The organism is Enterobacter sp. FW301-JW81 (genome assembly GCF_058788735.1).
Genome location: NZ_JBYTBA010000002.1, coordinates 714,531 through 736,783, shown reverse-complemented (window position 1 = coordinate 736,783; position 22,253 = coordinate 714,531). Strand labels below are relative to the sequence as shown.

Here is a 22,253-nt window from a genome sequence, read left to right as displayed (position 1 = left end):
TCAGTTTTTCTCTTCCTTCTTCACCACTTCAATGCCCAGCTCGGCCAGAGAGGCCGGGTTAGCAAAGCTTGGCGCTTCGGTCATCAGACACGCCGCTGCGGTGGTTTTCGGGAAGGCGATAACATCACGGATGTTGTCGGTGCCGGTCAACAGCATGGTCAGACGGTCAAGACCGAAGGCCAGACCCGCGTGCGGAGGCGTACCGTATTTCAGCGCGTCCAGCAGGAAACCGAATTTCTCGCGCTGTTCCTGCTCGTTGATGCCCAGGATGCCGAACACGGTCTGCTGCATTTCACCGCTGTGAATACGCACGGAACCGCCGCCCACTTCGTAGCCGTTGATAACCATGTCATAAGCGTTAGCGACCGCGTCTTCCGGCGCCGCTTTCAGCTCTGCTGCCGTCATGTCTTTTGGCGACGTGAACGGGTGGTGCATTGCGGTCAGGCCGCCTTCACCGTCGTCTTCAAACATCGGGAAGTCGATAACCCACAGCGGCGCCCATTTGTTCTCGTCGGTCAGGTTCAGGTCTTTGCCGAGCTTCAGACGCAGCGCGCCCATCGCATCAGCAACAACTTTCTTGTTGTCTGCACCGAAGAAGATCATATCGCCGTCCTGCGCGCCGGTGCGCTCAAGGATTGCTTCTACGATTTCCGCGTTCAGGAATTTCGCGACCGGGCTGGTGATACCTTCCAGGCCTTTCGCACGCTCGGCCACTTTAATATAGGCCAGACCTTTCGCGCCGTAGATCTTGATGAAGTTGCCGTAGTCGTCGATCTGCTTACGGCTCAGAGCCGCACCGCCAGGTACACGCAGCGCTGCTACGCGGCCTTTGGCGTCGTTAGCCGGGCCCGCAAACACGGCGAATTCAACGGATTTCACCAGGTCAGCCACGTCCACCAGCTCCATCGGGTTACGCAGGTCTGGCTTATCAGAACCGTAGCGACGCTCGGCTTCGGCGAAGGTCATGATTGGGAAATCGCCCAGCTCTACGCCCTTCACGTCATTCCACAGGCTACGCACCAGGGCTTCCATTACTTCACGCACCTGCTCGGCGGTCATGAAGGAGGTTTCCACATCGATCTGGGTAAATTCTGGCTGGCGGTCAGCGCGCAGGTCTTCGTCGCGGAAGCATTTTACAATTTGATAGTAGCGATCGAAGCCGGACATCATCAGCAGCTGTTTGAACAGCTGCGGAGACTGCGGCAGCGCGTAGAATTTGCCTTTATGAACGCGGGATGGGACCAGGTAATCGCGCGCGCCTTCCGGCGTGGCTTTGGTCAGCATCGGGGTTTCAATATCGAGGAAACCGTGGTCATCCATAAAGCGACGCACCAGGCTGGTGATTTTCGCACGGGTCTTCAGGCGCTGAGCCATTTCCGGGCGACGCAGATCCAGGTAGCGGTATTTCAGACGCGCTTCTTCAGTGTTGACGTGGTTAGAGTCCAGCGGCAGCGCTTCAGCACGGTTGATGATGGTCAGATCGGACGCCAGCACTTCAATGGCGCCTGTCGCCATGTCCGCGTTAACGTTTTTCTCGTCACGCGCACGCACGGTACCGGTGACCTGAATGCAGAACTCATTACGCAGCTCAGAAGCCAGCTTCAACGCATCTGCGCGATCGGGATCGAAGAACACCTGAACGATACCTTCGCGGTCGCGCATATCGATGAAGATAAGGCTACCAAGATCACGACGACGATTGACCCAACCACACAGGGTGACCTGCTGTCCGACGTGGGACTGACGCAGCTGCCCGCAATATTCTGTACGCATGAGATATCCCTTAATTAGCCGCAGGCTAAATGTCGCCTGGTATGCAGGCTACTATGTCGCAGCTTTCTGTATGTCACAACTGGATGAAAAAAGGCGGCTATTATACTGGAAATTCCGCCGGACGATAAGAGCGAACCACGGCCAGACGCTCGTTTGCTGCACTCTTATTGCCTATTCTCACAAAAATTAACAAAATTATCCGACCGATAACAGGCCATCACGTCGTATGGTGTCAGGAAGCGATTAATTTAACGGGAGTAACGATGTTAACATTTGATGCCAGCAAAACCGCGCTTGTTGTGATTGATTTACAGGAAGGCATTCTGCCCTTTGCCGGCGGCCCGCACGCTGCGGACGATGTCGTCAGCCGCGCCGCCCGCCTGGCGGAAAAATGCCGCGCCAGCGGTGCCCCTGTTGTCATGGTGCGAGTCGGCTGGTCCGCTGATTTTGCCGAAGCCTTAAAACAGCCCGTCGACGCGCAGGCTGCGGCACATGCCCTGCCGGAAAACTGGTGGACGTACCCGGTCTCACTCGGCAAACGCGACAGCGATATCGAAGTGACTAAACGCCAGTGGGGCGCATTCTACGGTACCGATCTCGAGCTGCAGCTGCGCCGTCGCGGCATCGACACCATCATTCTGTGCGGTATTTCCACCAATATCGGCGTGGAGTCTACCGCCCGTAACGCCTGGGAGCTGGGCTTTAATCTTGTGATTGCGGAAGATGCCTGCAGCGCGGCCTCCGCGGAACAGCATCAGGGCAGTATGACCCATATCTTCCCGCGCATCGGCCGAGTACGCAGCACGGATGAGATTATCAGCGCGCTATGATGTATGTCGGTTTGCCCCAGTGGTCGCACCCGAAATGGGTGCGCCTTGGCATCACCAGCCTTGAGGAATATGCCCGACACTTCAACTGCGTCGAGGGTAACACCACCCTGTATGCGCTTCCCAAAGCAGAGATTGTGGCGCGCTGGCGGGAACAAACCACCGACGACTTCCGCTTCTGCTTCAAGTTCCCGGCCACCATTTCGCACCAGGCCGCGCTGCGCAACTGCGGGGATTTGACTGAAGAATTTTTTACGCGCATGTCGCCGCTGGCGAACCGCATCGGTCAGTACTGGCTACAGCTTCCGGCCGTCTTTGGCCCGCGCGATCTGCCCGCACTCTGGCAGTTTCTTGATGCGCTGCCCCGGACGTTTACCTACGGCGTGGAAGTCAGGCATCCTGAGTTTTTTGCAAAAGGTGAAGCCGAAAAGGCGCTTAATCGCGGCCTGCTTGAGCGTTCCGTTAACCGGGTGATCCTCGACAGCCGTCCGGTGCACAGCGCAATACCGCACAGCGAGGCGATCATCGATGCGCAGCGCAAAAAGCCCAAAGTGCCTGTCCATGCCCTGGTAACCGCTCATCACCCCATGGTCCGGTTTATCGGCAGCGATAACATGCAGCAAAACCAGGCGATGTTCGCCGTCTGGCTGCAAACGTTAGCGAAGTGGGAACATACCACCACGCCGTATCTCTTTTTGCACACGCCGGATATCGCCCAGGCGCCCGAACTGGTCGATGCTCTTTGGCAGGCCTTGCAGGCTGCGTTGCCGTCCGTGGGCAGCGCCCCTTCCATCCCACAACAATCTTCTCTTTTCTGATATCACCCCCTATCATAGTGATGTGCCATCTGCCAAAAACAGGGAGTTTGTATGGTCAGCGCGCTGTATGCGGTGTTAGGTGCATTACTGCTGATTAAGTTTTCATTTGATGTTGTGCGCCTCAGAATGCAGTACCGCGTCTCTTACGGTGACGGCGGGTTTTCCGAGCTACAGAGCGCTATTCGCATTCACGGCAATGCGGTCGAATACATCCCCGCGGGATTAATCCTGCTGCTTTTTATGGAGATGAATGGCGCAGAAACCTGGATGGTGCACATCTGCGGCCTGCTTCTGATTGCTGGCCGGCTGATGCATTATTACGGCTTTCACCACCGCTTATTCCGCTGGCGTCGTTCCGGCATGAGTGCAACCTGGTGTTCACTTGTGCTGATGGTGCTGGCAAACCTGTGGTATATGCCGTGGGAGTTGGTTTTCTCCCTCCATTAGCGCACAATACGCCACTTTATTTTTCCCGGATTTTTACGTTATGTCAGATCGCGACACGCTTTTTTCCGCGCCTATCGCCAGCCTGGGCGACTGGACCTTCGATGAACGGGTAGCCGAAGTCTTCCCGGATATGATCCAGCGCTCTGTTCCCGGTTATTCCAATATTATCTCTATGATCGGCATGCTGGCTGAGCGCTTCGTTCAACCCGGCACGCATGTCTATGACCTGGGCTGCTCGCTCGGCGCGGCAACGCTGTCGGTTCGTCGTAATGTTCACCACGAAGGCTGCCGGATCATTGCCGTCGATAACTCCCCGGCCATGGTTGAACGCTGCCGTCGCCATATTAATGCTTATAAAGCCCCTACCCCGGTGGACGTGGTGGAAGGCGATATCCGCGAGATCGAGATCGAAAACGCGTCGATGGTGGTGCTGAATTTCACCCTTCAGTTCCTGGTGCCTGAAGACCGCCAGCTGCTGCTGAACAAAATTTATAAAGGGCTGAACCCTGGCGGCGCGCTGGTGCTCTCAGAGAAATTCAGCTTTGAAGATGCCGAGGTTGGCGAGCTGCTGTTCAATATGCACCACGATTTCAAGCGTGCGAACGGCTACAGCGAGCTGGAGATCAGCCAGAAGCGCAGCATGCTCGAAAACGTGATGCTGACGGACTCCGTGGAAACCCACAAGGCGCGCCTGCGTCAGGCCGGATTTGAGCATAGCGAACTGTGGTTCCAGTGCTTTAACTTTGGCTCTCTGGTGGCGCTGAAAGCGGGGGAACCCGCATGATCGAGTTCAGCAACTTCTATCAGCTGATTGCCAAAAACCAGCTCTCCCACTGGCTGGAGACGCTGCCTGCGCAGATTGCCGCCTGGCAGCGGGATCAGCAGCACGGCCTGCTAAAGCAGTGGTCAAACGCGGTGGAGTTTCTGCCCGAGCTGACCCCGCATCGTCTGGATCTCTTGCACAGCGTGACCGCTGAGAGTGAAGAGCCGCTTCCGGCAGGTCAGGTCAACCGCATCGAAACGCTGATGCGTAACCTGATGCCGTGGCGCAAAGGGCCGTTTTCCCTTTACGGCGTGAACATCAATACCGAGTGGCGCTCTGACTGGAAATGGGATCGCGTTCTGCCGCATCTTTCCGACCTGACCGGGCGCACCATTCTGGACGTCGGCTGCGGCAGCGGTTACCACATGTGGCGCATGATTGGCGCGGGGGCGCATCTGGCTGTCGGTATTGACCCGATGCAGCTCTTCCTGTGCCAGTTTGAAGCGGTGCGTAAGCTGCTGGGTAACGACCAGCGCGCGCACCTGCTGCCGCTGGGTATTGAGCAGCTCCCCGCCCTGAAGGCGTTTGATACCGTCTTCTCCATGGGCGTGCTGTATCACCGCCGTTCTCCGCTTGAGCACCTGTGGCAACTGAAAGACCAGTTGGTCAGCGGCGGCGAGCTGGTGCTGGAAACGCTGGTGATTGAAGGTGACGAACACGCCGTTCTGGTGCCGGGCGATCGCTACGCGCAGATGCGTAACGTTTACTTCATCCCTTCCGCGCTGGCGCTGAAAAACTGGCTGGAGAAGTGCGGGTTTGTGGATGTCCGGATTGCCGACGTCAGCGTGACGTCTATCGAAGAACAGCGCCGCACCGACTGGATGATCACCGAATCGCTGGAGCAGTTCCTCGACCCGGCCGACCGCAGCAAAACCATTGAAGGCTATCCTGCCCCGATGCGTGCGGTGTTGATTGCGACGAAGCCGTAGCCCTTTAGCCGGGTGGCGGCTACGCCTTACCCGGCCTACCTCGCTTTCGTAGGCCCGGTAAGCGCAGCGCCACCGGGCACAGGAGAAAAAAAGGCCCCTGTTGAAATTGCAGGGGCCTGGTACAAGCAAGCATCATATTGGGCGACATGATGCGCGGTAAAAATCGGTACGTTGCTACACGTGATGGCGCTCAATCAGCGACTTCATTTCCGCAACCGACTCTCCATCTACACCGTAGCGTGAATACTCATCCGCTTCAGCATCCGTCGACATTGACAACCCTGTATTGCGATAACGCATGGGCGACGGCATCCATTTGCCTGCCGAGCTGTGAAGCTCTTCTACCCCGGCGTTTAAAAACAGTTCCAGATTGCTGGCACGGACTCCCGCACCCGCCATTATTATTGGAACACCGGAATGTGCTTTTAGTTCCGTAATTAATTGCAGTCCTTTTTCAGCAGAGGCCTGCTGCCCGGATGTCAGGATGCGCGCCACACCCAGTTCGGCAAGCGTATCAAACGCTTGCAGGGGATCTTTGCACATATCAAACGCGCGATGAAAAGTGACGGCCATCCCTTTTGCGGCGTCCATAACCTGACGCATACGCGGCAGGCAGACCTGACCGTCTTCATCAAGAAGACCGATCACCAGCCCGGGGAATCCCAGATCGCGCACGAGGGCGATATCTTCAAGCATGGCACCGAACTCGCCCGGCGTGTAACAAAAATCACCGCCGCGAGGACGAATAATCGGGTGTACCGGAACGGTGACAGCCTCGCGGGCAGACTTCAACACGCCGTACGAGGGCGTTAACCCGCCTTCTTTCGGGGCCGCGCACAGTTCAATGCGGTCAGCACCCTGCCGTTGTGCAGTCACGGCACACTCCACGCTGTAACAGCAAATCTCCAGCAGCGCCATCCAATCCTCCTTAAAATCCACGTAACACACCATCATGACACGCTGCTCGCTTTCGGTCTCAGCGTGGAATCACAACTCTCAGGCTTCGCTGGCAACGATCTGCTCAATGGTCCACGGATGAAACTTCACCGTGACCTGTCCGTCCGTGACGGCCAGCGTCGGGTTAGGTAAACGCTCGCGCTCGCCTTTGGGTGAGCTTGTCTTCACAAAGATCCCCGGCTTGCTTAAGCCTTCGTCAGATAACAGGGCCAGCGCGCGGGCGCTCAGCGTTTCCGGCTCACCCGGCAGGACAATTTCGATATGTTCCCAGCCTTCGTGCGGATAGCGTTTTTCGCCCGGCCACGGCAGCTCAACCACGGTGAATTGCCAGTGCGCTACGCAGACCGGCTGGTGAAGTTTGAACAGGCAAATGGGGCGACCGTTAATGATGTTCTCGGAGAGCAGCTCGCCACACTGTTCAAACCCGCGGCGCCAGCGCTCGGCGGTCGCGTTCTGATGACAGCGCAAAGAGATGTGATCGGCCTCAAGCGGCGCGATATCCAGACCGAGGCAGGTGGCAAGTTCTGTGAACGCCTGGGTGAAGCGCGGTAAATCTGCGGAAATATCATGCAGTTCGTCAATGGATTGCCAGTTCGCCATAAATCAGTCTCTTTTCGTGTCGCAAAGGCGCTAATTTACTCTGTTGCCCTGTTTTGACCAACCGCAGAATACGGCTTTTTATGACTGCATGATTATGCACGCCTTCTTAGCCTGGATTCTGAACACTCTTCGGCCCCCGCGATGCTGACGTCAGAAGGCATTTGCAGTATACTCCCGCCCTAAATTCTTTAACTGGCGCGGGCGGTTGTAGGCTCGCATCAAAAACGTAAGGTATCCAGGTGAATATTCAGGCTCTTCTCTCCGAAAAAGTCAGTCAGGCACTGATTGCCGCAGGCGCACCTGCGGATTGCGAACCGCAGGTTCGTCAGTCAGCAAAAGTACAGTTTGGCGACTATCAGGCTAATGGCGTGATGGCAGTGGCTAAAAAACTGGGCATGCCGCCGCGACAGCTCGCTGAGCAGGTACTGACGCATCTGGACCTCACCGGCATTGCCAGCAAAACCGAAATTGCCGGTCCGGGCTTTATCAATATCTTCCTGGAACCGGCGTTCCTGGCCAGCCACGTTGACGCGGCGCTGAAATCTGACCGTCTGGGCGTTTCCCGGCCGGAGGCGCAGACCGTCGTGATCGACTACTCTGCCCCGAACGTGGCGAAAGAGATGCACGTTGGTCACCTGCGCTCCACCATCATCGGTGATGCCGCAGTGCGCACGCTTGAGTTCCTCGGTCACAAGGTGATCCGCGCGAACCACGTGGGCGACTGGGGTACGCAGTTCGGCATGCTGATTGCCTACCTGGAAAAACAGCAGCAGGAAAACGCGGGTGAAATGGCGCTGGCGGACCTGGAAGGGTTCTACCGCGAAGCAAAAAAACACTACGATGAAGACGAAGCCTTTGCCGAGCGCGCGCGCAGCTACGTGGTAAAACTGCAGGGCGGCGATCAATACTTCCTCGAGATGTGGCGCAAGCTGGTCGACATCACCATGTCTCAGAACCAGCTCACCTATAACCGTCTGAACGTCACCCTGACGCGTGACGACGTGATGGGTGAAAGCCTGTACAACCCAATGCTGCCGGGCATTGTGGCCGACCTGAAAGCGAAAAACCTGGCGGTTGAGAGCGAAGGCGCAACGGTAGTGTTCCTTGATGAGTACAAAAACAAGGAAGGCGAACCGATGGGCGTAATCATCCAGAAAAAGGATGGCGGCTACCTCTACACCACCACCGATATCGCCTGCGCGAAATACCGTTACGAAACGCTGCACGCCGACCGCGTGCTGTACTACATCGACTCCCGTCAGCACCAGCACCTGATGCAGGCGTGGACGATCGTGCGTAAAGCCGGCTACGTGCCAGACTGCGTTCCGCTGGAGCACCACATGTTCGGCATGATGCTGGGTAAAGACGGCAAGCCGTTCAAAACCCGCGCGGGCGGTACCGTGAAGCTTTCCGACCTGCTGGACGAAGCGCTGGAACGCGCCCGTCGCCTGGTGGCAGAGAAGAACCCGGATATGCCTGCCGATGAGCTGGAAAAACTGGCCAACGCCGTGGGTATCGGTGCGGTGAAATACGCGGATCTCTCCAAGAACCGAACCACCGACTATATCTTCGACTGGGATAACATGCTGGCGTTCGAAGGCAACACCGCGCCGTATATGCAGTACGCCTATACCCGCGTGCTCTCGGTATTCCGTAAAGCCAATATCGACGAAAGCGCGCTGGCGAATGCTGCCGTGACCATCACGGAAGATCGTGAAGCGCAGCTGGCGGCGCGCCTGCTGCAGTTCGAAGAGACGCTGACGGTTGTCGCCCGTGACGGCACTCCGCACGTGATGTGTGCTTATCTGTACGATCTGGCGGGTCTGTTCTCCGGCTTCTACGAGCACTGCCCTATTCTGTCTGCGGAAAATGAATCGGTCCGCAACAGCCGCCTGAAGCTGGCGCAGCTCACGGCGAAGACCCTGAAGCTGGGTCTGGATACCCTGGGTATCGAAACCGTAGAGCGTATGTAAAAAAAGAAACCCGGCACTCGCCGGGTTTTTTATCATCAAAAATATTTCCGTAAATATTCCGTTAGGCACAGAATCGCCATTGCCTGTCCATACGGCATCGACGTCAGCGGGATCTGGCGATAAAACTCAAGATTGCTTCCCATCCCCGTACCGAACGACGTTTGCAGCAGCTCTCCATCCGGTGAGATATTTTTCACGATACCGCGAATCGCTTTATCTGCAACGTCAGCATATTCTGCACCAACGTAACGCTTACGCACCGCTTTCAGGATCCCGTAGGCAAAACCTGCCGTGGCTGAGGCCTCCAGATAGGAGTGAGGATCGTCGAGCAGCGTATGCCACAGGCCGCTGTCGTCCTGACATTTCGCCAGCGCGGCAATCTGGGCATTTAGCACCTGCACCAGATAGCGACGTACGGCATTGTTTTCCGGCAGATCCACCAGTTCGAGGAAGTCCGGGATCACGATGGTGAGCCAGCTGTTGCCGCGGGCCCAGCGGGCACGAGCAAAATTATGGTTGCCTTCATAATTCCAGCCGTGGAACCACAAGCCGGTTTCTCGATCCATCAGGTTTTGCACATGCAGCAGGAACTGATAAACGGCTTCTTCTACGTAGTCAGGTTTGTTGAGCAGCTTGCCGATTTTCGCCAGCGGCAGCACCGTCATCATCAGCGTGTCATCCCACATCTGCTGATGGTTCTCTTCCGCCAGTGTGATATGCTGCATGCCGCCGTGTTCAGTGCGCGGCATGTCGTTCATCGCCCACTCCGCCCAGCTTTCCAGCCAAGGGAGCCAGGCCGGGTTTCGGGTTTCTTCGTAACGATACGCGAGGGTCAGGAACGGTGACATGGTATTCACGTTTTTGGTGGTTGCCCCTTCCGCAAAACGGTCAGCAAACCAGCGGTCGATAATATCGCGCATCCCCTCGTCGCCGGTCTGGCTGTAATACTGCAAAATACCGTACAAACCGACGCCGTGCGTCCATTCCCACCCGGCCCAGCCTTTGGTATCGATCGCGCGTCCGTCGTCCAGCCGCAGCAAAAACTCCCCCGTTTTGTCGTGGATATTGACCAGACTGTGCATCACTTTTTGAATCAGCGATTTCAGCTCATCCCTGGCAATAAAGCGCTCGGGCTGGCGCAGTAGCGGGCTGTGTTTGACAGGCCAAACTTTCATGATCTTAACCTCCGTGATATGACGAATTCAGTACTGCGCGATCCTTCAGCGAAAGGGCCGCTGGCTTATTGCGGTTCAGGTAACCGATGTTGTTGTTGCCCCAAAGGGATTCGAACGGCATACCGGCCAGCATTTCCACGGTGGCACGGGCTTGCGGGGTTGCCGCTTCAGGCATCGCATAGCCGGACTCGCGCATTTTCGCGGTCTCTTCGCGCAGCGTGCTGTGGGTTTGCAGATTGAGCCTGAAGCGCAGGGAGACAAGGAAGCCGCAGAACAGCACCAGAAGGGTCCCGATGCTCAGGATCATCAGAATGGTGTGGCTCACTTCAGCAGGCTGCACTTTCTGACCGCTGACAAAGCCGGACATCTGCATCACGATGCCCACCAGCATCACCGCACCGGCCTGAGACGCTTTACGGGTGAGGGTCATGATGCCGGCGAAGATGCCCTCGCGACGCTGCCCGGTGATCGCTTCGTCCACATCAGCAATGTAGGTATAGGTGTTCCAGGGCACATAGTTGATACCGCCCCGACCAAGGCCGGCCACCGCTGAGACAAGCAGCAGCAGAGCGTAGACGTCACTCAGTCCCGCGTAATAGAGCATGGCGTAAGAGAGAGAAGCCAGGCCGAACAGCACCACCACCATGCGGTAAGACGGCGCAGGTCCAAAGCGTATGCACAGCGGGATCATGCCGATCACGGCGAGGAACTGGAAGATGGCCATTGTGCCCAGCAGGTTTGAAGCCATTGACGCTTCCTGCATCAGTACAAAGACCACGTAGTAGGTAAACACGGCATTAAAGACGTCCTGGGCGATATAGCCGCCCAGGTACATGCCCAGATGCTGACGGAAAATCCTTACTCGCAGCGTCGAGCTTAGCTCCACGAACAGACGGTTCAGGCTCTGCCCGAGCGTGAGTGTTTTCTTCTCTTCTTCCGCGCGCAGGGCCGCTTCGGACCACTCTTCGCGCGGCCGCTCCCAGGTGAAGAACCAGACAAAAGTGAGCATCAGCGCGCACAGGACGGAAAAGACCAGACTTGCATAAAAGAAGGAAATCGCGTTGTCTTTACCGAACTGCGTGAGGAGGATCCCCGGCAGGAATGAGGCCAGAATGGCGGACATCTGCGCCATTGAGATACGCGCGCCCGAAAATTTGGTTTTCTGTTTGAAGTCGTCCGTCATCTCCGGAACCAGCGTTTCATAGGGAACCAGGATCATGGTATAGACGATATCGAATATCAGATACGTAAGCAGGTAATACCAAAAACTCATGTCCCCGACCCACATCAGGGAATAGCTGAATACGCAGGGAATGCCGAGCAGAATGAAAAACTTACGGCGGCCAAAGCGCTTACCGAGCCACGTCGTACCGAAGTTATCCGTCAGAAAGCCCATCAGCGGGCTGACAACGGCATCCAGCACCCTGGCGGCGGCGAAGATGAACGTTGCTTCTATCGGCGTGAGCCCGCAGAACGTCGTATAAAAATATAAAAGCCAGGCCGCCGTCAGGGCGGTGGTTCCCGCCCCAAGAAAATCGCCTGCCCCATAAGCAAGGTAGTTTGCCAATCCAATTTTGCGTGTTTTCATTGCCGTCACCCCTGGTCACGTTTGGGAGACTCCCTGTCAGCAAACCTGTTCCGGGAGTTTTTACACGGCTACAGTAGAAGTATCGTCCTGGTGATACCTTTCTATTTCTGCCACCAATAAGGTCTGGCTGGCAAAAATGCAAAGAGTATCATTACGCGTGTCACCGTTTTATAAAACAGCGTTTCTTTTAGTTCAAAATGAGAGGTCTATTTTTGCGAGGCAGCCATCAGAAATGCTGATGGCTGCAGGTCAGGCGGGGTTTAGCGATAGTTCACGATGACGGAATTACTCTGCACCTTCAGCGCCGGGATCAAACGTCCCCCGCCCGGCACTTCCCAGATAAAACGCAAAGGTTCGATTGCCGGCACGCCGTTGAAGGCCTGCGTCGTACCGCTTTCTCCGTCGATTTCCGTGCAGCGCGTCTGAGAACAGAGGCGCACCCGCAGCCCGGCAGGCGTTGGGCCAATCAGCCGGTAGTTCCAGACCACAAGGCCCATCAGGCCGGATACCGCGTCAGAAGGCGCCAGCGGGTTAGAGGACATTGCCACGCCCCGGTTGCTGAGCGTCACGCCCATGCTGCTTGCCTGCCAGGTGCCTTCTCCGGCAGCCTGCGCCGCCAGCGGGAAGAGCAAAATCCATAGCCATTTACGCATTATTTTCCTCCAATCGTCGCCGTCATGCGGATATGGCGGTTATCCGACAGCTCCAGATTCGACAGCACGACCAGCTGGTTCAGGCTGCGGCGCAGGAAGCGCGACAGCAGCGGACGCAGCGCGTGGTTCACCAGCAGCACCGGCGGTGCGCCCAGCATCTCCTGACGCGCCAGCGCCTCCTGCGTTTGTGCCAGCAGGCGGTCCGCCAGACCCGGCTCCAGCCCGCCACCGCCCTGCAGGGCCTGAAGCAGCAGACGCTCAAGCGGCGTATCGAGGCCAATAACCTGCACTTCCCCGGTTCCCGGGAACCACTGCTGGGTGATCGCGCGTCCCAGCGCCACGCGCACCACCGCCGTCAGCTCGTGCGGATCGCTCTGGATTGGCGCATGCTCTGCCAGCGTTTCCAGAATGGTGCGCATATCGCGGATCGGCACCTTTTCTTCGAGCAGGTTTTGCAGCACCTTGTGCAGCGTGGTCAAGGTCAGCACGCCCGGAACCAGATCTTCGGTCAGCTTCGGCATCTCCTGCGTGACGCGGTCGAGCAGCTGCTGCGCCTCCTGACGGCCAAACAGCTCCGCCGAGAATTGCCCAATCAGGTGGTTAAGGTGGGTCGCCACCACGGTACTGGCTTCGACAACCGTGTACCCCTGGATCTGCGCCTGCTCTTTCAGCGCGCTTTCAATCCAGATGGCGGCCAGGCCAAAGGCAGGGTCGATGGTTTGTTCGCCCGGCAGCGTGCCTGCGGCGGTGCCCGGGTTGATCGCCAGCCAGCGGCCCGGATAGGCATCACCGCTGCCAATTTCGACACCTTTCATCAGGATGCGATAGCGCGCGGGCGGCAGGTCCATATTGTCCCGGATGTGCACAACCGGCGGCAGAAAGCCCATATCCTGCGCGAATTTTTTACGAATACTGCGGATACGGCCAAGCAGCTCGCCGTCCTGCTGGAAATCGACCATCGGGATCAGGCGATACCCGACCTCCATTCCCAGGGAATCTTCCAGCTGAACGTCGTTCCAGGTGGCTTCTACGGCCTGGTTGTTCTCCGGCATTTTGACCGGAACAGGCTCCGCCGCCGGTTTGATTTCACGGCCGCGCATCCACCAGGCAAGCCCCAGCAGAGCCGCAGTGAACAGCAGGAAGACGAGGTTTGGCATCCCCGGCACCAGGCCGAGCAAGCCGAGAACCGCAGCGGCCAGCAGCATAACGCGCGGGTTACTGAACAGCTGGCCCACCATCTGCTCGCCAACGTCCTGGTCGGTGCTGACGCGGGTGACAATCACACCCGCCGCCGTGGAGATAACCAGCGCCGGGATCTGAGCGACCAGACCGTCACCAATGGTCAGCAGCGTATAGCTTTCCGCTGCGTGGCCCATGTCCATTCCGTGCTGCAGTACCCCCACCAGCAGGCCGCCGACCACGTTAATCACCATGATCAGAATGCCCGCGATGGCGTCGCCGCGCACAAACTTACTCGCACCGTCCATGGAGCCGTAGAAGTCCGCCTCCTGTGTCACTTCCGAACGGCGTTTTTTGGCTTCATCTTCGGCGATAAGGCCGGCGTTCAGGTCGGCGTCGATCGCCATCTGCTTGCCCGGCATCCCGTCCAGCACAAAACGCGCGCCCACTTCCGCGATACGCCCTGCACCTTTGGTGATAACCATAAAGTTGATGATAACGAGGATAACGAACACCACGATACCGATAGCGAAATTGCCGCCCACCAGGAAGTGGCCGAACGCCTCCACCACTTTACCCGCCGCTGCCGCACCGGTGTGGCCTTCCATCAGGATGATACGCGTGGACGCCACGTTCAGCGCCAGTCTGAGCAAGGTGGTGAACAGCAGAATGGTCGGGAACGCGGCGAACTCCAGGGTACGCTGGGTGAACATCGCCACCAGCAGCACCATAATGGACAGCGCAATATTGAAAGTGAAAAGCAGATCGAGGATGAACGCCGGAAGCGGCAGTACCATCATCGACAGAATTAGCAGGATCAGAATCGGTCCGGCAAGGATCTGCCATTGGGTCGATTTCAGGTTGCCGGGCAGGCGCAACATTGCCACCAGATTAGCCATCAGTGTCCTTCTCGTTCATAAAATCCAGCGCGGCAGGCACCGGAAGGTTCTCAGGTTTCACAGGCCGTTGACCACCGGCCAGACGCCAGCGCTTCAACTGCCATACCCAGGCCAGCACTTCCGCCACGGCGGCGTAGAGTTGTCCGGGGATCTGTTGTCCAATATCCGCATGGCGGTACAGGGCACGCGCCAGCGGAGGGGCTTCGAGGATCGGCACGCGGTGTTCGGTGCCAATTTCGCGGATGCGCAGCGCGATCAGTCCCGCCCCCTTCGCCACCACCTTCGGCGCGCTCATTTTGTTTTCGTCATAGCGCAGCGCAACGGAATAGTGTGTCGGGTTGGTGACGATGACGTCGGCCTTTGGCACATCGTCCATCATGCGGCGACGGGCGGCGGCACGCTGCATCTGGCGGATACGCCCTTTGACGTGCGGGTCACCTTCCATCTGCTTGTATTCGTCACGGATATCCTGACGCGACATCCGCAGCTTCTTGAAGTGGGTGTAAAGCTGGAAGATCACGTCAAACCCCACCATCGGGATTATGCTGAGCACCACCAGCAGCGCGCAGAGCCCGACCAGATTCAGCGCGTTGCTCATCGCGGTAAGGGGAGACTCGCTGATAAGACGCATCATCTCCGGCCAGTGGTACCAGAGGTAAAACCCCGCGGAACTGCCCATCAGTACCGATTTGAGAATGGCTTTGAGCAGCTCGGCCCCGGTCTGGGCAGAGAACATTTTCGCAATGCCCGGCAGCGGGTTCAGTTTGGAGAATTTCGGCTGCAGCGATTTGGCGCTAAAAACCAGACCGCCGAGCATCACCGGAGAAACCAGCGCGACCAGCACAACCCCGGTAATCAGGGGCAGCAGCGCGACCATGGCCCCTTTAATAAGCTGAATAATCTGGCTGAGTATCAGGTTCGGATCGTTGACCATGCTGTGGTCAAACCGTAAGCCGGTTGAGAGCATTCCCGCCAGCTTGCGGGCGAGCGACTCCCCGCCCCACCAGATAATGCACACGCCTACGATAAGGATCAGCAGGGAGGTCAATTCTCGGGATCGGGGGATCTGCCCTTCCTCACGCGCTTTTTCAAGTCGGTGGGGTGTGGGGGCTTCCGTTTTGTCGTCGTTCTCTTCTGCCACAGTGCATGCTCAGCCCATTACGTCACGGGTATCATGCCAGCGCAGCGGAAATCCAATGGCGGGAAAAGCCCGTTTATTCGGGCTCTTTTCGGTGATTTTGGCGCAAACCGCCTCAGGGGGGCGTTAACCTCCTGAGGCGGAACGGACCATCAGAAGCCGAGGCTGTCCAGCAGGTCGTCTACCTGATCCTGGCTTGCCACAACGCCCGCCTTGCTGGTGTCGAGCTGTGGACCATTGAGCAGGCTCTCGTTCTCGCGTTTTGGACGGGCTGCCGGTTCCGGGATGTTCTCCAGCAGGACCATCAGCAGCTGGCGCTCAATCTCCTGGATAACATCCATCATGCGCTTGATAACCTGACCGGTGAGGTCCTGGAAATCCTGCGCCATCATGATGTCCAGCAGCTGGGCGTTGGTGAAGCTGGTGTGACCCGGCACATCACCCAGGTACTGACGGGTATCCGTCACCAGTTCGCGGGCGTCCGCCAGCTCGATCGGGTTTTCAAACCACTCGTCCCAGCGTTTGCTCAGCGCTTTCGCACCCTTTTCCATCGCATCCTGGTGCGGCTGTGACGCTTCAACGCTGTTCAGCGCACGCTCCGCGGCCTGGGCGGTCATCTGTACCACGTAGTCCAGACGATCGCGGGCATCAGGAATCGCTTCCGCCGCTTCGGCAATCGCCTGATCCAGTCCCAGCTCACGCAGGCTGTCGCGCAGCATGCGCGTCAGGCTGCCGATGCGGACGATGATGTCGCTCGGCGAGTGTTCTTCAACGGGTTTCATAGCAGGTTGCATCATGACCAACACCTCACATGCCGAGTTTCTCGAAGATCTTGCCGAGCTTCTCTTCCAGGGTCGCCGCGGTAAATGGCTTCACCACATAGCCGCTTGCGCCCGCCTGTGCAGCGGCAATGATGTTCTCTTTCTTCGCTTCTGCGGTAACCATCAGAACCGGCAGAGAGGCCATTGCCGCGTCTGCACGAATGGTTTTCAGCAGTTCCAGACCGTCCATGTTCGGCATGTTCCAGTCAGAGATGACAAAACCAAACCCGCCAGCCTGCAGTTTGTTCAGCGCATCAACGCCATCTTCTGCTTCTTCAACGTTGTTGAAGCCCAGCTCTTTCAGCAGGTTACGCACAATGCGACGCATGGTGGAAAAGTCATCCACAACCAAAAATCTGAGCTCTTTGTCCGCCATAAAACTACACTCCTCTTTAAATACGTATTGCCTGTCCGGCACTGATTTTCGCCAGCATCTGCTGGCTTACCTGGCTAAGATCGACCACTTCGCTCACGCCACCCATATTGATGGCCTCGCGCGGCATGCCGAACACCACACAACTTGCTTCATTCTGCGCAATCGTCCAGGCGCCAGCCTGGTGCATTGCAAGCATTCCGGCGGCACCGTCGTTGCCCATCCCCGTCAGGATCACCCCAACGGCGTTGCGCCCCGCATGTTTCGCCACCGAATGAAACAGCACATCCACCGACGGACGGTGCCGGTTAACCGGCGGTCCGTCATGAATTTTGATCTGATAGTTAGCGCCGCTGCGCGACAGCTCCATATGCTTGTCGCCCGGGGCGATATACGCATGTCCCGGAAGCACGCGCTCGCCGTCTTCCGCCTCTTTCACGCTGATCTGGCACAGCTTGTTCAGGCGTTCGGCGAACGAACGGGTAAAGCCTGGCGGCATATGCTGAGTGATCAGAATACCCGGACTTGAAAGCGGCAATGGCTGGAGTACATGGCGAATTGCCTCTGTTCCTCCGGTTGACGCTCCAATGACCAGCAGTTTTTCCGAGCTGAGTAACGGGCCGGCCTTCAGGGTTGCCGGCGCGGCCAGCGGCGTGTGGGCGGCAAGCTTCGCGCGCGACGCGGTGCGAATTTTCTCGGCGATCATTTCGCTGTACGCCAGCATCCCTTCACGAATGCCGAGCTGCGGTTTGGTGACAAAATCCACCGCCCCCAGCTCCAGCGCGCGCAGGGTGATTTCCGATCCTTTCCCGGTCAGGGAGGAGACCATCACCACCGGCATGGGCCGAAGACGCATTAGCTTTTCGAGGAAATCTATGCCATCCATGCGCGGCATCTCGACATCCAGCGTTAGCACATCGGGGTTATATTTTTTAATTAAATCCCGCGCTACCAGGGGATCGGGCGCTGTCGCCACCATCTCCATGTCGCTGTGGCTATTGATGATTTCAGTCATGATCTGACGCATCAGCGCTGAATCATCGACAGACAATACCCTGATTTTACTCATGCTTTTTCCTTACTCAGCGCATATACCGTTTGCCCACGCAGGCTAAACTCACGCGCGAGGTTGCTGAAGTTTTCCGAGTGCCCGGCAAACAGTAAACCGTCAGGCTTGAGCAACGGAACAAACCGACGCAGAATGTCCTGTTGCGTCGTTTTATCAAAATAGATCATGACGTTACGGCAAAAAATGGCGTCGAACGGCCCCGGCACGTTGTACTGCTTATCCAGCAGGTTAACGGGCGCGAACTCAACGCAGTTCGCCAGCTCCTGGCGTACGCGTACCAGGCCTTCATGCGGGCCTGTGCCGCGCATGAAATAACGCTGCAGCTGCTGCGGTGACAGCGTTTTCAGCTCATCCTGGCGATAAACACCGTTGCGCGCCTTCTCCAGCACCTCGGTATCGATATCGCTGGCGTAAACTTTCCAGCGTCCGGGCGTCATTCCCAGCGTGTCGGCAAGGGTGATCGCCAGCGAGTAAGGCTCTTCGCCCGTCGAGGCGGCCGCACTCCAGACGCGGTACTCCCCGGTGCGACGGCGCGCGTGCTCTGCCAGTACCGGGAAGTGGTGAGCTTCACGGAAAAACGCCGTCAGGTTGGTGGTTAAGGAGTTAATAAATGCCTGCCACTCAGCGCTGTTCTGGTTCGCTTCGAGCATGCTCAGATAGCGACCAAAATCATCCAGCCCCAGCGTACGCAAGCGCCGCACCAGTCGGTTGTAGACCATGTCTCGCTTATGATCCGCAAGCACGATCCCCGCACGCTGGTAGATTAACTGACATATCCGACGAAAATGCGCGTCGGACAGCGCGAGGCGCTGTGTCATCTGCAACAATAATGACGTTTGCCCAGGGGGCATTGGTGATGTCATAGCGCCTTCTTAATTACATTCAGGATACAACTGGCACGGCCTGCGACCGCCCGACTTCTGTTACTGCTTCAACGTGCTCTTTCACATTAAATACCGCGACCAGCCCGGTCAGACGATCCGCCTGGCTGGCCAGCTGATCGGTTGCCGCTGCCGCTTCCTCGACCAGCGAGGCGTTTTGTTGCGTGACCTGATCCATCTGGCTGACAGCCTGGGCAACCTGCTCAATGCCGCGACGCTGTTCGTCCGACGCAGAGGCAATTTCGCCCATGATGTCGTTTACCCGCGTGACGGAGGTGACAATCTCGTTCATCGTTTTCGCCGCCGTGTCCACCAGCGTTGAGCCCTGCTGGACGCGCGAAACCGACTCTTCAATCAGCACCTTAATTTCTTTTGCCGCGTTGGCGCTGCGGCTCGCCAGGTTACGCACTTCACCCGCCACCACCGCAAACCCGCGCCCCTGCTCCCCGGCACGCGCCGCTTCAACCGCGGCGTTCAGCGCCAGAATATTGGTCTGGAACGCGATACCGTCAATCACGCTGATGATGTCACCAATTTTCTGCGAGCTGGTGGCAATCTCCTGCATAGTGCTGGCGACGTGAGAGGCCTGATCGCCGCCCTTCTTCGCCGTCATCGCCGCCTGTTTTGACAGGTCAGACGCCTGACGCGCGTTATCGGCGTTCTGGCTTACCGTCGCGGTCAGCTGCTCCATGCTGGCCGCCGTCTGCGCCAGCGAGGCCGCCTGCTGCTCGGTGCGGGATGAAAGATCGTTATTACCTGCCGCAATCTCTGAGATCCCGGTGTGCATGGCATAGCTGCCCTGACGCACGTCGGATACCGTCTCCCTGAGCGATCCCTGCATCGCCTTCAGGCTGGCAAAGATCGCCGAAATTTCGTTCCTGCCGAACACCGCCACCGGTCGCGCCAGGTCCCCCTTCGCAATGCTGTCGAAATGGCTGCTGACGATCGCCAGCGGCTGCACAATCATTCTGCGCGACCAGAGCAGCGACCCGCCGGTCAGCAACCCTGCCAGAATCACAACCGCGGCAAAGATGACGCCGGACATGTGATAGCTTTTACGGCTGTCTTCGCCGGCACGCTGAACGGTCTGGTTAATATTCTGCTGCCACGCGTTAAAGCTGCCGTCAAACGCCGCCTGAGAGGACTGAACCGGCGCGGTCATAAAGTCCGACAGCTGGTTGTTCTCAAGCCAGGTCGCCTGGTGGTCCAGATCGCCGTACCACTGGTCAAAGTTCGTCTTCATGGCGGCCTTCAGCGCTTTCTCTTTCTCGCTGTCGGCGGCCTGCGCCGTAAAGGCCTTAAACTGTACGTCTGCCTGTTTCAGGCTGTCGCGCGCGGTCGCCATCAGCGCCTTAATGTCATCCGGCGGATAGCTCAGGGCGGTTAAGGTTCCCGCCTTGTTCAGCGCGGTGCTTGCCTGCAACAGCACGGCACGCGTTTGTGCCAGTGCGGAGCGCTGCTGGTTACTCGCCTCAACTTCCTGCAAATTCTGATAGCCATCGCGAAACGCCCAAAAAGACAACCCGTTACTGCCAACCTGCAACACACCGCAAAGGATCAAAATCAAAAACAGTGTGGTCGAGATACGAATACGATTTAACATCCACGCTCCCATCAAGCGGCAAGCAGCCGCGGTTTAATTGTCAGTCAAAATGTTTCCCAGTTTTCATCTTGTCCGGTCGTCGCGGTACGCGTACGGTTGGCAGCCGATTCAACGGCTGGCGCGCGATACGTCGCCTGCGGGGCGACCGTGTTTCCAGCGAGTGAAGCGAGACGAAACGCCGAGACGGCCATCTTCAGACGGCTCGCCTGGTCTTCCAGGGCAGCGGCCGCCGCGGCGGACTCCTGCACCAGGGCGGCGTTTTGCTGTGTCACGCGATCCATTTCCGATACCGCCAGGGCAACCTGGTCGATACCACGACTCTGCTCATCGGACGCAGAGGCGATTTCACCCATGATGTCCGTCACGCGAGTAACGGCATTCACGATGTCATTCATGGTCTCCCCTGCGCTTTCCACCAGCACGGAGCCGGTATCCACGCGGGAGACGGAATCTTCAATCAGCGACTTGATCTCTTTTGCCGCGTTGGCGCTGCGGCTGGCCAGGTTACGCACTTCCCCGGCCACTACGGCAAACCCGCGACCCTGTTCGCCCGCGCGCGCCGCTTCCACGGCGGCGTTCAGCGCCAGAATGTTGGTCTGGAAAGCTATGCCGTCGATCACGCTGATGATGTCGGCAATTTTCTTCGAGCTGTCGGCGATTTCGTGCATGGTTTTGACCACGCCATCCACCACGCGACCACCGCGCTGCGCCGTCTCGGAGGCGCTTTCCGCCAGCTGAGACGCCTGGCGGGCGTTATCGGCGTTCTGCTTCACGGTTGCGGTGAGCTGCTCCATGCTGGCGGCCGTCTCTTCCAGGGCGGACGCCTGCTGTTCGGTGCGGGAAGAGAGATCGTTATTCCCCATTGCGATTTCGCTGGTGCCGGTATAGATCGCCTCTGACCCGTTACGCACGTTGGCGACGGTCTCAATAAGCGAACGCTGCATATGGTCAACGCTGTTTGCCAGCTCGGTGATCTCATTGCGCCCGGAAACGATCAGCGTTTTGGTCAGGTCACCGCCGGCAATTTCACGAATGTGGGCAATCACGCGGCCGAGAGGATTCAGCAGGATATGGCGAATGCCGTACCATACCGCAACCAGCACGATGACCAGCGCCAGCGCCAGTACCGCCATCTGCCATTTTGCAAAACGGTAGTCATTCTGGCTTTCCGTAAAGGCCGAGTGGTACAGGTCACCGCTGGCCTTCGCGTATTCCCCCAGCGCCGCGCCGAGGGCGTTTTGCATCCCTTGCGTCGGCTGCGCGAAATAGGCGTCCATGTTGCCGTTCTCCAGGAACTGAATCAGCTCCGTCAGACCGGCATGGTAGGCGCTGTATTTTTCATCAATATTCTGGCTCACCTGCTCCATGGCAGGCTGCGGCGTAATCTTTTTGAAGGCGTCGTAGTGTTTAGCGGCGTCAGCGAGCGTGGCGCGGGCATTTTTCAACAGATCGGTTTTCGCGCTGCTCTGCTGATTGTTGGGGTCCATCATCATGCGCGCGGACGAGCGGCTCAGGTTGATACGCGTTTGCAGCATCAGATCCCACGTCGACGTGAGTTCACTCTGCTGCAGGCGGAGATCGTTCGAGGCCGCGAAGCTGTCCTGGTTCTGTTTCAATGACGAGAAAAAAAGCCCGCCGGAAATGAGCTGAAGAAGTGCGAAAATGACCAGCACCATCATGAGCATTGTGACAACGCGGATACGGTTCAACATACAACACCTTCTCAT

20 protein-coding genes are annotated in these 22,253 nt (G+C 57.7%); 6 read left to right on the top strand and 14 right to left on the bottom strand.

Annotated features, from left to right (window positions below):
* Positions 1-1,773: an aspartate--tRNA ligase gene (gene aspS / locus AC3WOK_RS10420; protein ID WP_059312741.1), complete on the bottom strand. Its 1,773-nt coding sequence runs from the start codon at positions 1,771-1,773 to the stop codon at positions 1-3.
* A gap of 263 nt (positions 1,774-2,036) precedes the next feature.
* Between aspS and AC3WOK_RS10415 the strand changes: the two genes are divergently transcribed.
* Genes AC3WOK_RS10415 through cmoB form a run of 5 tightly spaced genes read left to right on the top strand, consistent with a single transcriptional unit; the run spans position 2,037 to position 5,617 of the window.
* On the top strand, positions 2,037-2,603 hold the full coding sequence (locus AC3WOK_RS10415; RefSeq protein WP_047345936.1) for a hydrolase: 567 nt from the start codon (positions 2,037-2,039) through the stop codon (positions 2,601-2,603).
* Positions 2,600-3,418, top strand: a complete 819-nt coding sequence (locus AC3WOK_RS10410; protein ID WP_492354479.1) for a DUF72 domain-containing protein — start codon at positions 2,600-2,602, stop codon at positions 3,416-3,418. Before AC3WOK_RS10415 ends, AC3WOK_RS10410 begins: the two co-directional genes overlap by 4 nt.
* 51 nt (positions 3,419-3,469) lie before the next feature.
* Positions 3,470-3,865, top strand: coding sequence for an MAPEG family protein (locus AC3WOK_RS10405; RefSeq protein ID WP_059312739.1), 396 nt, complete (start codon positions 3,470-3,472; stop codon positions 3,863-3,865).
* Positions 3,866-3,905: 40 nt separating this feature from the next.
* Positions 3,906-4,649 (top strand): carboxy-S-adenosyl-L-methionine synthase CmoA, encoded by a 744-nt coding sequence (gene cmoA / locus AC3WOK_RS10400; protein ID WP_492354478.1) that lies wholly within the window; start codon positions 3,906-3,908, stop codon positions 4,647-4,649.
* A complete protein-coding gene (gene cmoB / locus AC3WOK_RS10395) occupies positions 4,646-5,617 on the top strand; it encodes a tRNA 5-methoxyuridine(34)/uridine 5-oxyacetic acid(34) synthase CmoB (protein WP_492354477.1) in 972 nt (323 codons plus the stop codon). Before cmoA ends, cmoB begins: the two co-directional genes overlap by 4 nt.
* Positions 5,618-5,791: 174 nt before the next feature.
* Here cmoB and cutC read toward each other — a convergent pair whose 3' ends face one another.
* Positions 5,792-6,535: a copper homeostasis protein CutC gene (cutC, locus tag AC3WOK_RS10390; protein ID WP_059312736.1), complete on the bottom strand. Its 744-nt coding sequence runs from the start codon at positions 6,533-6,535 to the stop codon at positions 5,792-5,794.
* A gap of 78 nt (positions 6,536-6,613) precedes the next feature.
* Positions 6,614-7,174 (bottom strand): VOC family protein, encoded by a 561-nt coding sequence (locus tag AC3WOK_RS10385; protein ID WP_063957572.1) that lies wholly within the window; start codon positions 7,172-7,174, stop codon positions 6,614-6,616.
* 239 nt (positions 7,175-7,413) lie between these two features.
* On the opposite strand from AC3WOK_RS10385, the gene argS reads away from it, so the two are divergent.
* On the top strand, positions 7,414-9,147 hold the full coding sequence (argS, locus tag AC3WOK_RS10380; RefSeq protein ID WP_047345943.1) for an arginine--tRNA ligase: 1,734 nt from the start codon (positions 7,414-7,416) through the stop codon (positions 9,145-9,147).
* 35 nt (positions 9,148-9,182) lie between these two features.
* On the opposite strand, the gene bglB is transcribed toward argS, so the two are convergent.
* From bglB to tar, 11 genes are all read right to left on the bottom strand, one after another.
* Entirely contained in the window at positions 9,183-10,322 is a 1,140-nt protein-coding gene (gene bglB / locus AC3WOK_RS10375; RefSeq protein WP_492354476.1) for a beta-galactosidase BglB, read from the bottom strand.
* Between the two features lie 4 nt (positions 10,323-10,326).
* The gene (locus tag AC3WOK_RS10370) at positions 10,327-11,910 is read right to left on the bottom strand and encodes an MFS transporter (RefSeq protein ID WP_492354475.1); all 1,584 of its coding nucleotides are present in this window, start codon (positions 11,908-11,910) and stop codon (positions 10,327-10,329) included.
* Positions 11,911-12,170: 260 nt separating this feature from the next.
* Positions 12,171-12,563, bottom strand: coding sequence for a flagellar protein FlhE (gene flhE, locus AC3WOK_RS10365; protein WP_023336119.1), 393 nt, complete (start codon positions 12,561-12,563; stop codon positions 12,171-12,173).
* Positions 12,563-14,641 (bottom strand): flagellar biosynthesis protein FlhA, encoded by a 2,079-nt coding sequence (gene flhA / locus AC3WOK_RS10360; protein WP_047345946.1) that lies wholly within the window; start codon positions 14,639-14,641, stop codon positions 12,563-12,565. The genes flhE and flhA overlap by 1 nt, the downstream gene beginning before the upstream one ends.
* Complete coding sequence (flhB, locus tag AC3WOK_RS10355; protein WP_021240449.1) at positions 14,634-15,782, bottom strand: flagellar biosynthesis protein FlhB; 1,149 nt, start codon at positions 15,780-15,782, stop codon at positions 14,634-14,636. Before flhB ends, flhA begins: the two co-directional genes overlap by 8 nt.
* Before the next feature lie 149 nt (positions 15,783-15,931).
* Positions 15,932-16,576 (bottom strand): protein phosphatase CheZ, encoded by a 645-nt coding sequence (cheZ, locus tag AC3WOK_RS10350; RefSeq protein ID WP_492354474.1) that lies wholly within the window; start codon positions 16,574-16,576, stop codon positions 15,932-15,934.
* Between the two features lie 10 nt (positions 16,577-16,586).
* Positions 16,587-16,976, bottom strand: coding sequence for a chemotaxis response regulator CheY (gene cheY, locus AC3WOK_RS10345; RefSeq protein WP_006176072.1), 390 nt, complete (start codon positions 16,974-16,976; stop codon positions 16,587-16,589).
* A gap of 16 nt (positions 16,977-16,992) precedes the next feature.
* Positions 16,993-18,042 (bottom strand): protein-glutamate methylesterase/protein-glutamine glutaminase, encoded by a 1,050-nt coding sequence (locus AC3WOK_RS10340; protein ID WP_029741783.1) that lies wholly within the window; start codon positions 18,040-18,042, stop codon positions 16,993-16,995.
* A complete protein-coding gene (gene cheR, locus AC3WOK_RS10335) occupies positions 18,039-18,905 on the bottom strand; it encodes a protein-glutamate O-methyltransferase CheR (protein ID WP_023312253.1) in 867 nt (288 codons plus the stop codon). The genes AC3WOK_RS10340 and cheR overlap by 4 nt, the downstream gene beginning before the upstream one ends.
* A gap of 19 nt (positions 18,906-18,924) precedes the next feature.
* Positions 18,925-20,526, bottom strand: coding sequence for a methyl-accepting chemotaxis protein IV (gene tap / locus AC3WOK_RS10330; RefSeq protein WP_492354473.1), 1,602 nt, complete (start codon positions 20,524-20,526; stop codon positions 18,925-18,927).
* Positions 20,527-20,570: 44 nt separating this feature from the next.
* Positions 20,571-22,238 carry a methyl-accepting chemotaxis protein II gene (gene tar, locus AC3WOK_RS10325; protein ID WP_492354472.1) on the bottom strand — a complete coding sequence of 556 codons (1,668 nt, stop codon included), beginning with the start codon at positions 22,236-22,238 and terminating at the stop codon, positions 20,571-20,573.
* Positions 22,239-22,253: the final 15 nt, after the last annotated feature.

Bases quoted from the DNA above. Each gene is read 5' to 3' on its own strand.
- cheZ (WP_492354474.1), bottom strand. From the start codon at position 16,576: ATGATGCAACCTGCTATGAAACCCGTTGAAGAACACTCGCCGAGCGAC.
- aspS (WP_059312741.1), bottom strand. From the start codon at position 1,773: ATGCGTACAGAATATTGCGGGCAGCTGCGTCAGTCCCACGTCGGACAG.
- cheR (WP_023312253.1), bottom strand. From the start codon at position 18,905: ATGACATCACCAATGCCCCCTGGGCAAACGTCATTATTGTTGCAGATG.
- AC3WOK_RS10405 (WP_059312739.1), top strand. From the start codon at position 3,470: ATGGTCAGCGCGCTGTATGCGGTGTTAGGTGCATTACTGCTGATTAAG.
- cutC (WP_059312736.1), bottom strand. From the start codon at position 6,535: ATGGCGCTGCTGGAGATTTGCTGTTACAGCGTGGAGTGTGCCGTGACT.
- flhA (WP_047345946.1), bottom strand. From the start codon at position 14,641: ATGGCTAATCTGGTGGCAATGTTGCGCCTGCCCGGCAACCTGAAATCG.
- AC3WOK_RS10415 (WP_047345936.1), top strand. From the start codon at position 2,037: ATGTTAACATTTGATGCCAGCAAAACCGCGCTTGTTGTGATTGATTTA.
- AC3WOK_RS10385 (WP_063957572.1), bottom strand. From the start codon at position 7,174: ATGGCGAACTGGCAATCCATTGACGAACTGCATGATATTTCCGCAGAT.
- cmoA (WP_492354478.1), top strand. From the start codon at position 3,906: ATGTCAGATCGCGACACGCTTTTTTCCGCGCCTATCGCCAGCCTGGGC.
- AC3WOK_RS10370 (WP_492354475.1), bottom strand. From the start codon at position 11,910: ATGAAAACACGCAAAATTGGATTGGCAAACTACCTTGCTTATGGGGCA.
- AC3WOK_RS10410 (WP_492354479.1), top strand. From the start codon at position 2,600: ATGATGTATGTCGGTTTGCCCCAGTGGTCGCACCCGAAATGGGTGCGC.
- tap (WP_492354473.1), bottom strand. From the start codon at position 20,526: ATGTTAAATCGTATTCGTATCTCGACCACACTGTTTTTGATTTTGATC.
- bglB (WP_492354476.1), bottom strand. From the start codon at position 10,322: ATGAAAGTTTGGCCTGTCAAACACAGCCCGCTACTGCGCCAGCCCGAG.
- cmoB (WP_492354477.1), top strand. From the start codon at position 4,646: ATGATCGAGTTCAGCAACTTCTATCAGCTGATTGCCAAAAACCAGCTC.
- AC3WOK_RS10340 (WP_029741783.1), bottom strand. From the start codon at position 18,042: ATGAGTAAAATCAGGGTATTGTCTGTCGATGATTCAGCGCTGATGCGT.
- tar (WP_492354472.1), bottom strand. From the start codon at position 22,238: ATGTTGAACCGTATCCGCGTTGTCACAATGCTCATGATGGTGCTGGTC.
- cheY (WP_006176072.1), bottom strand. From the start codon at position 16,976: ATGGCGGACAAAGAGCTCAGATTTTTGGTTGTGGATGACTTTTCCACC.
- flhE (WP_023336119.1), bottom strand. From the start codon at position 12,563: ATGCGTAAATGGCTATGGATTTTGCTCTTCCCGCTGGCGGCGCAGGCT.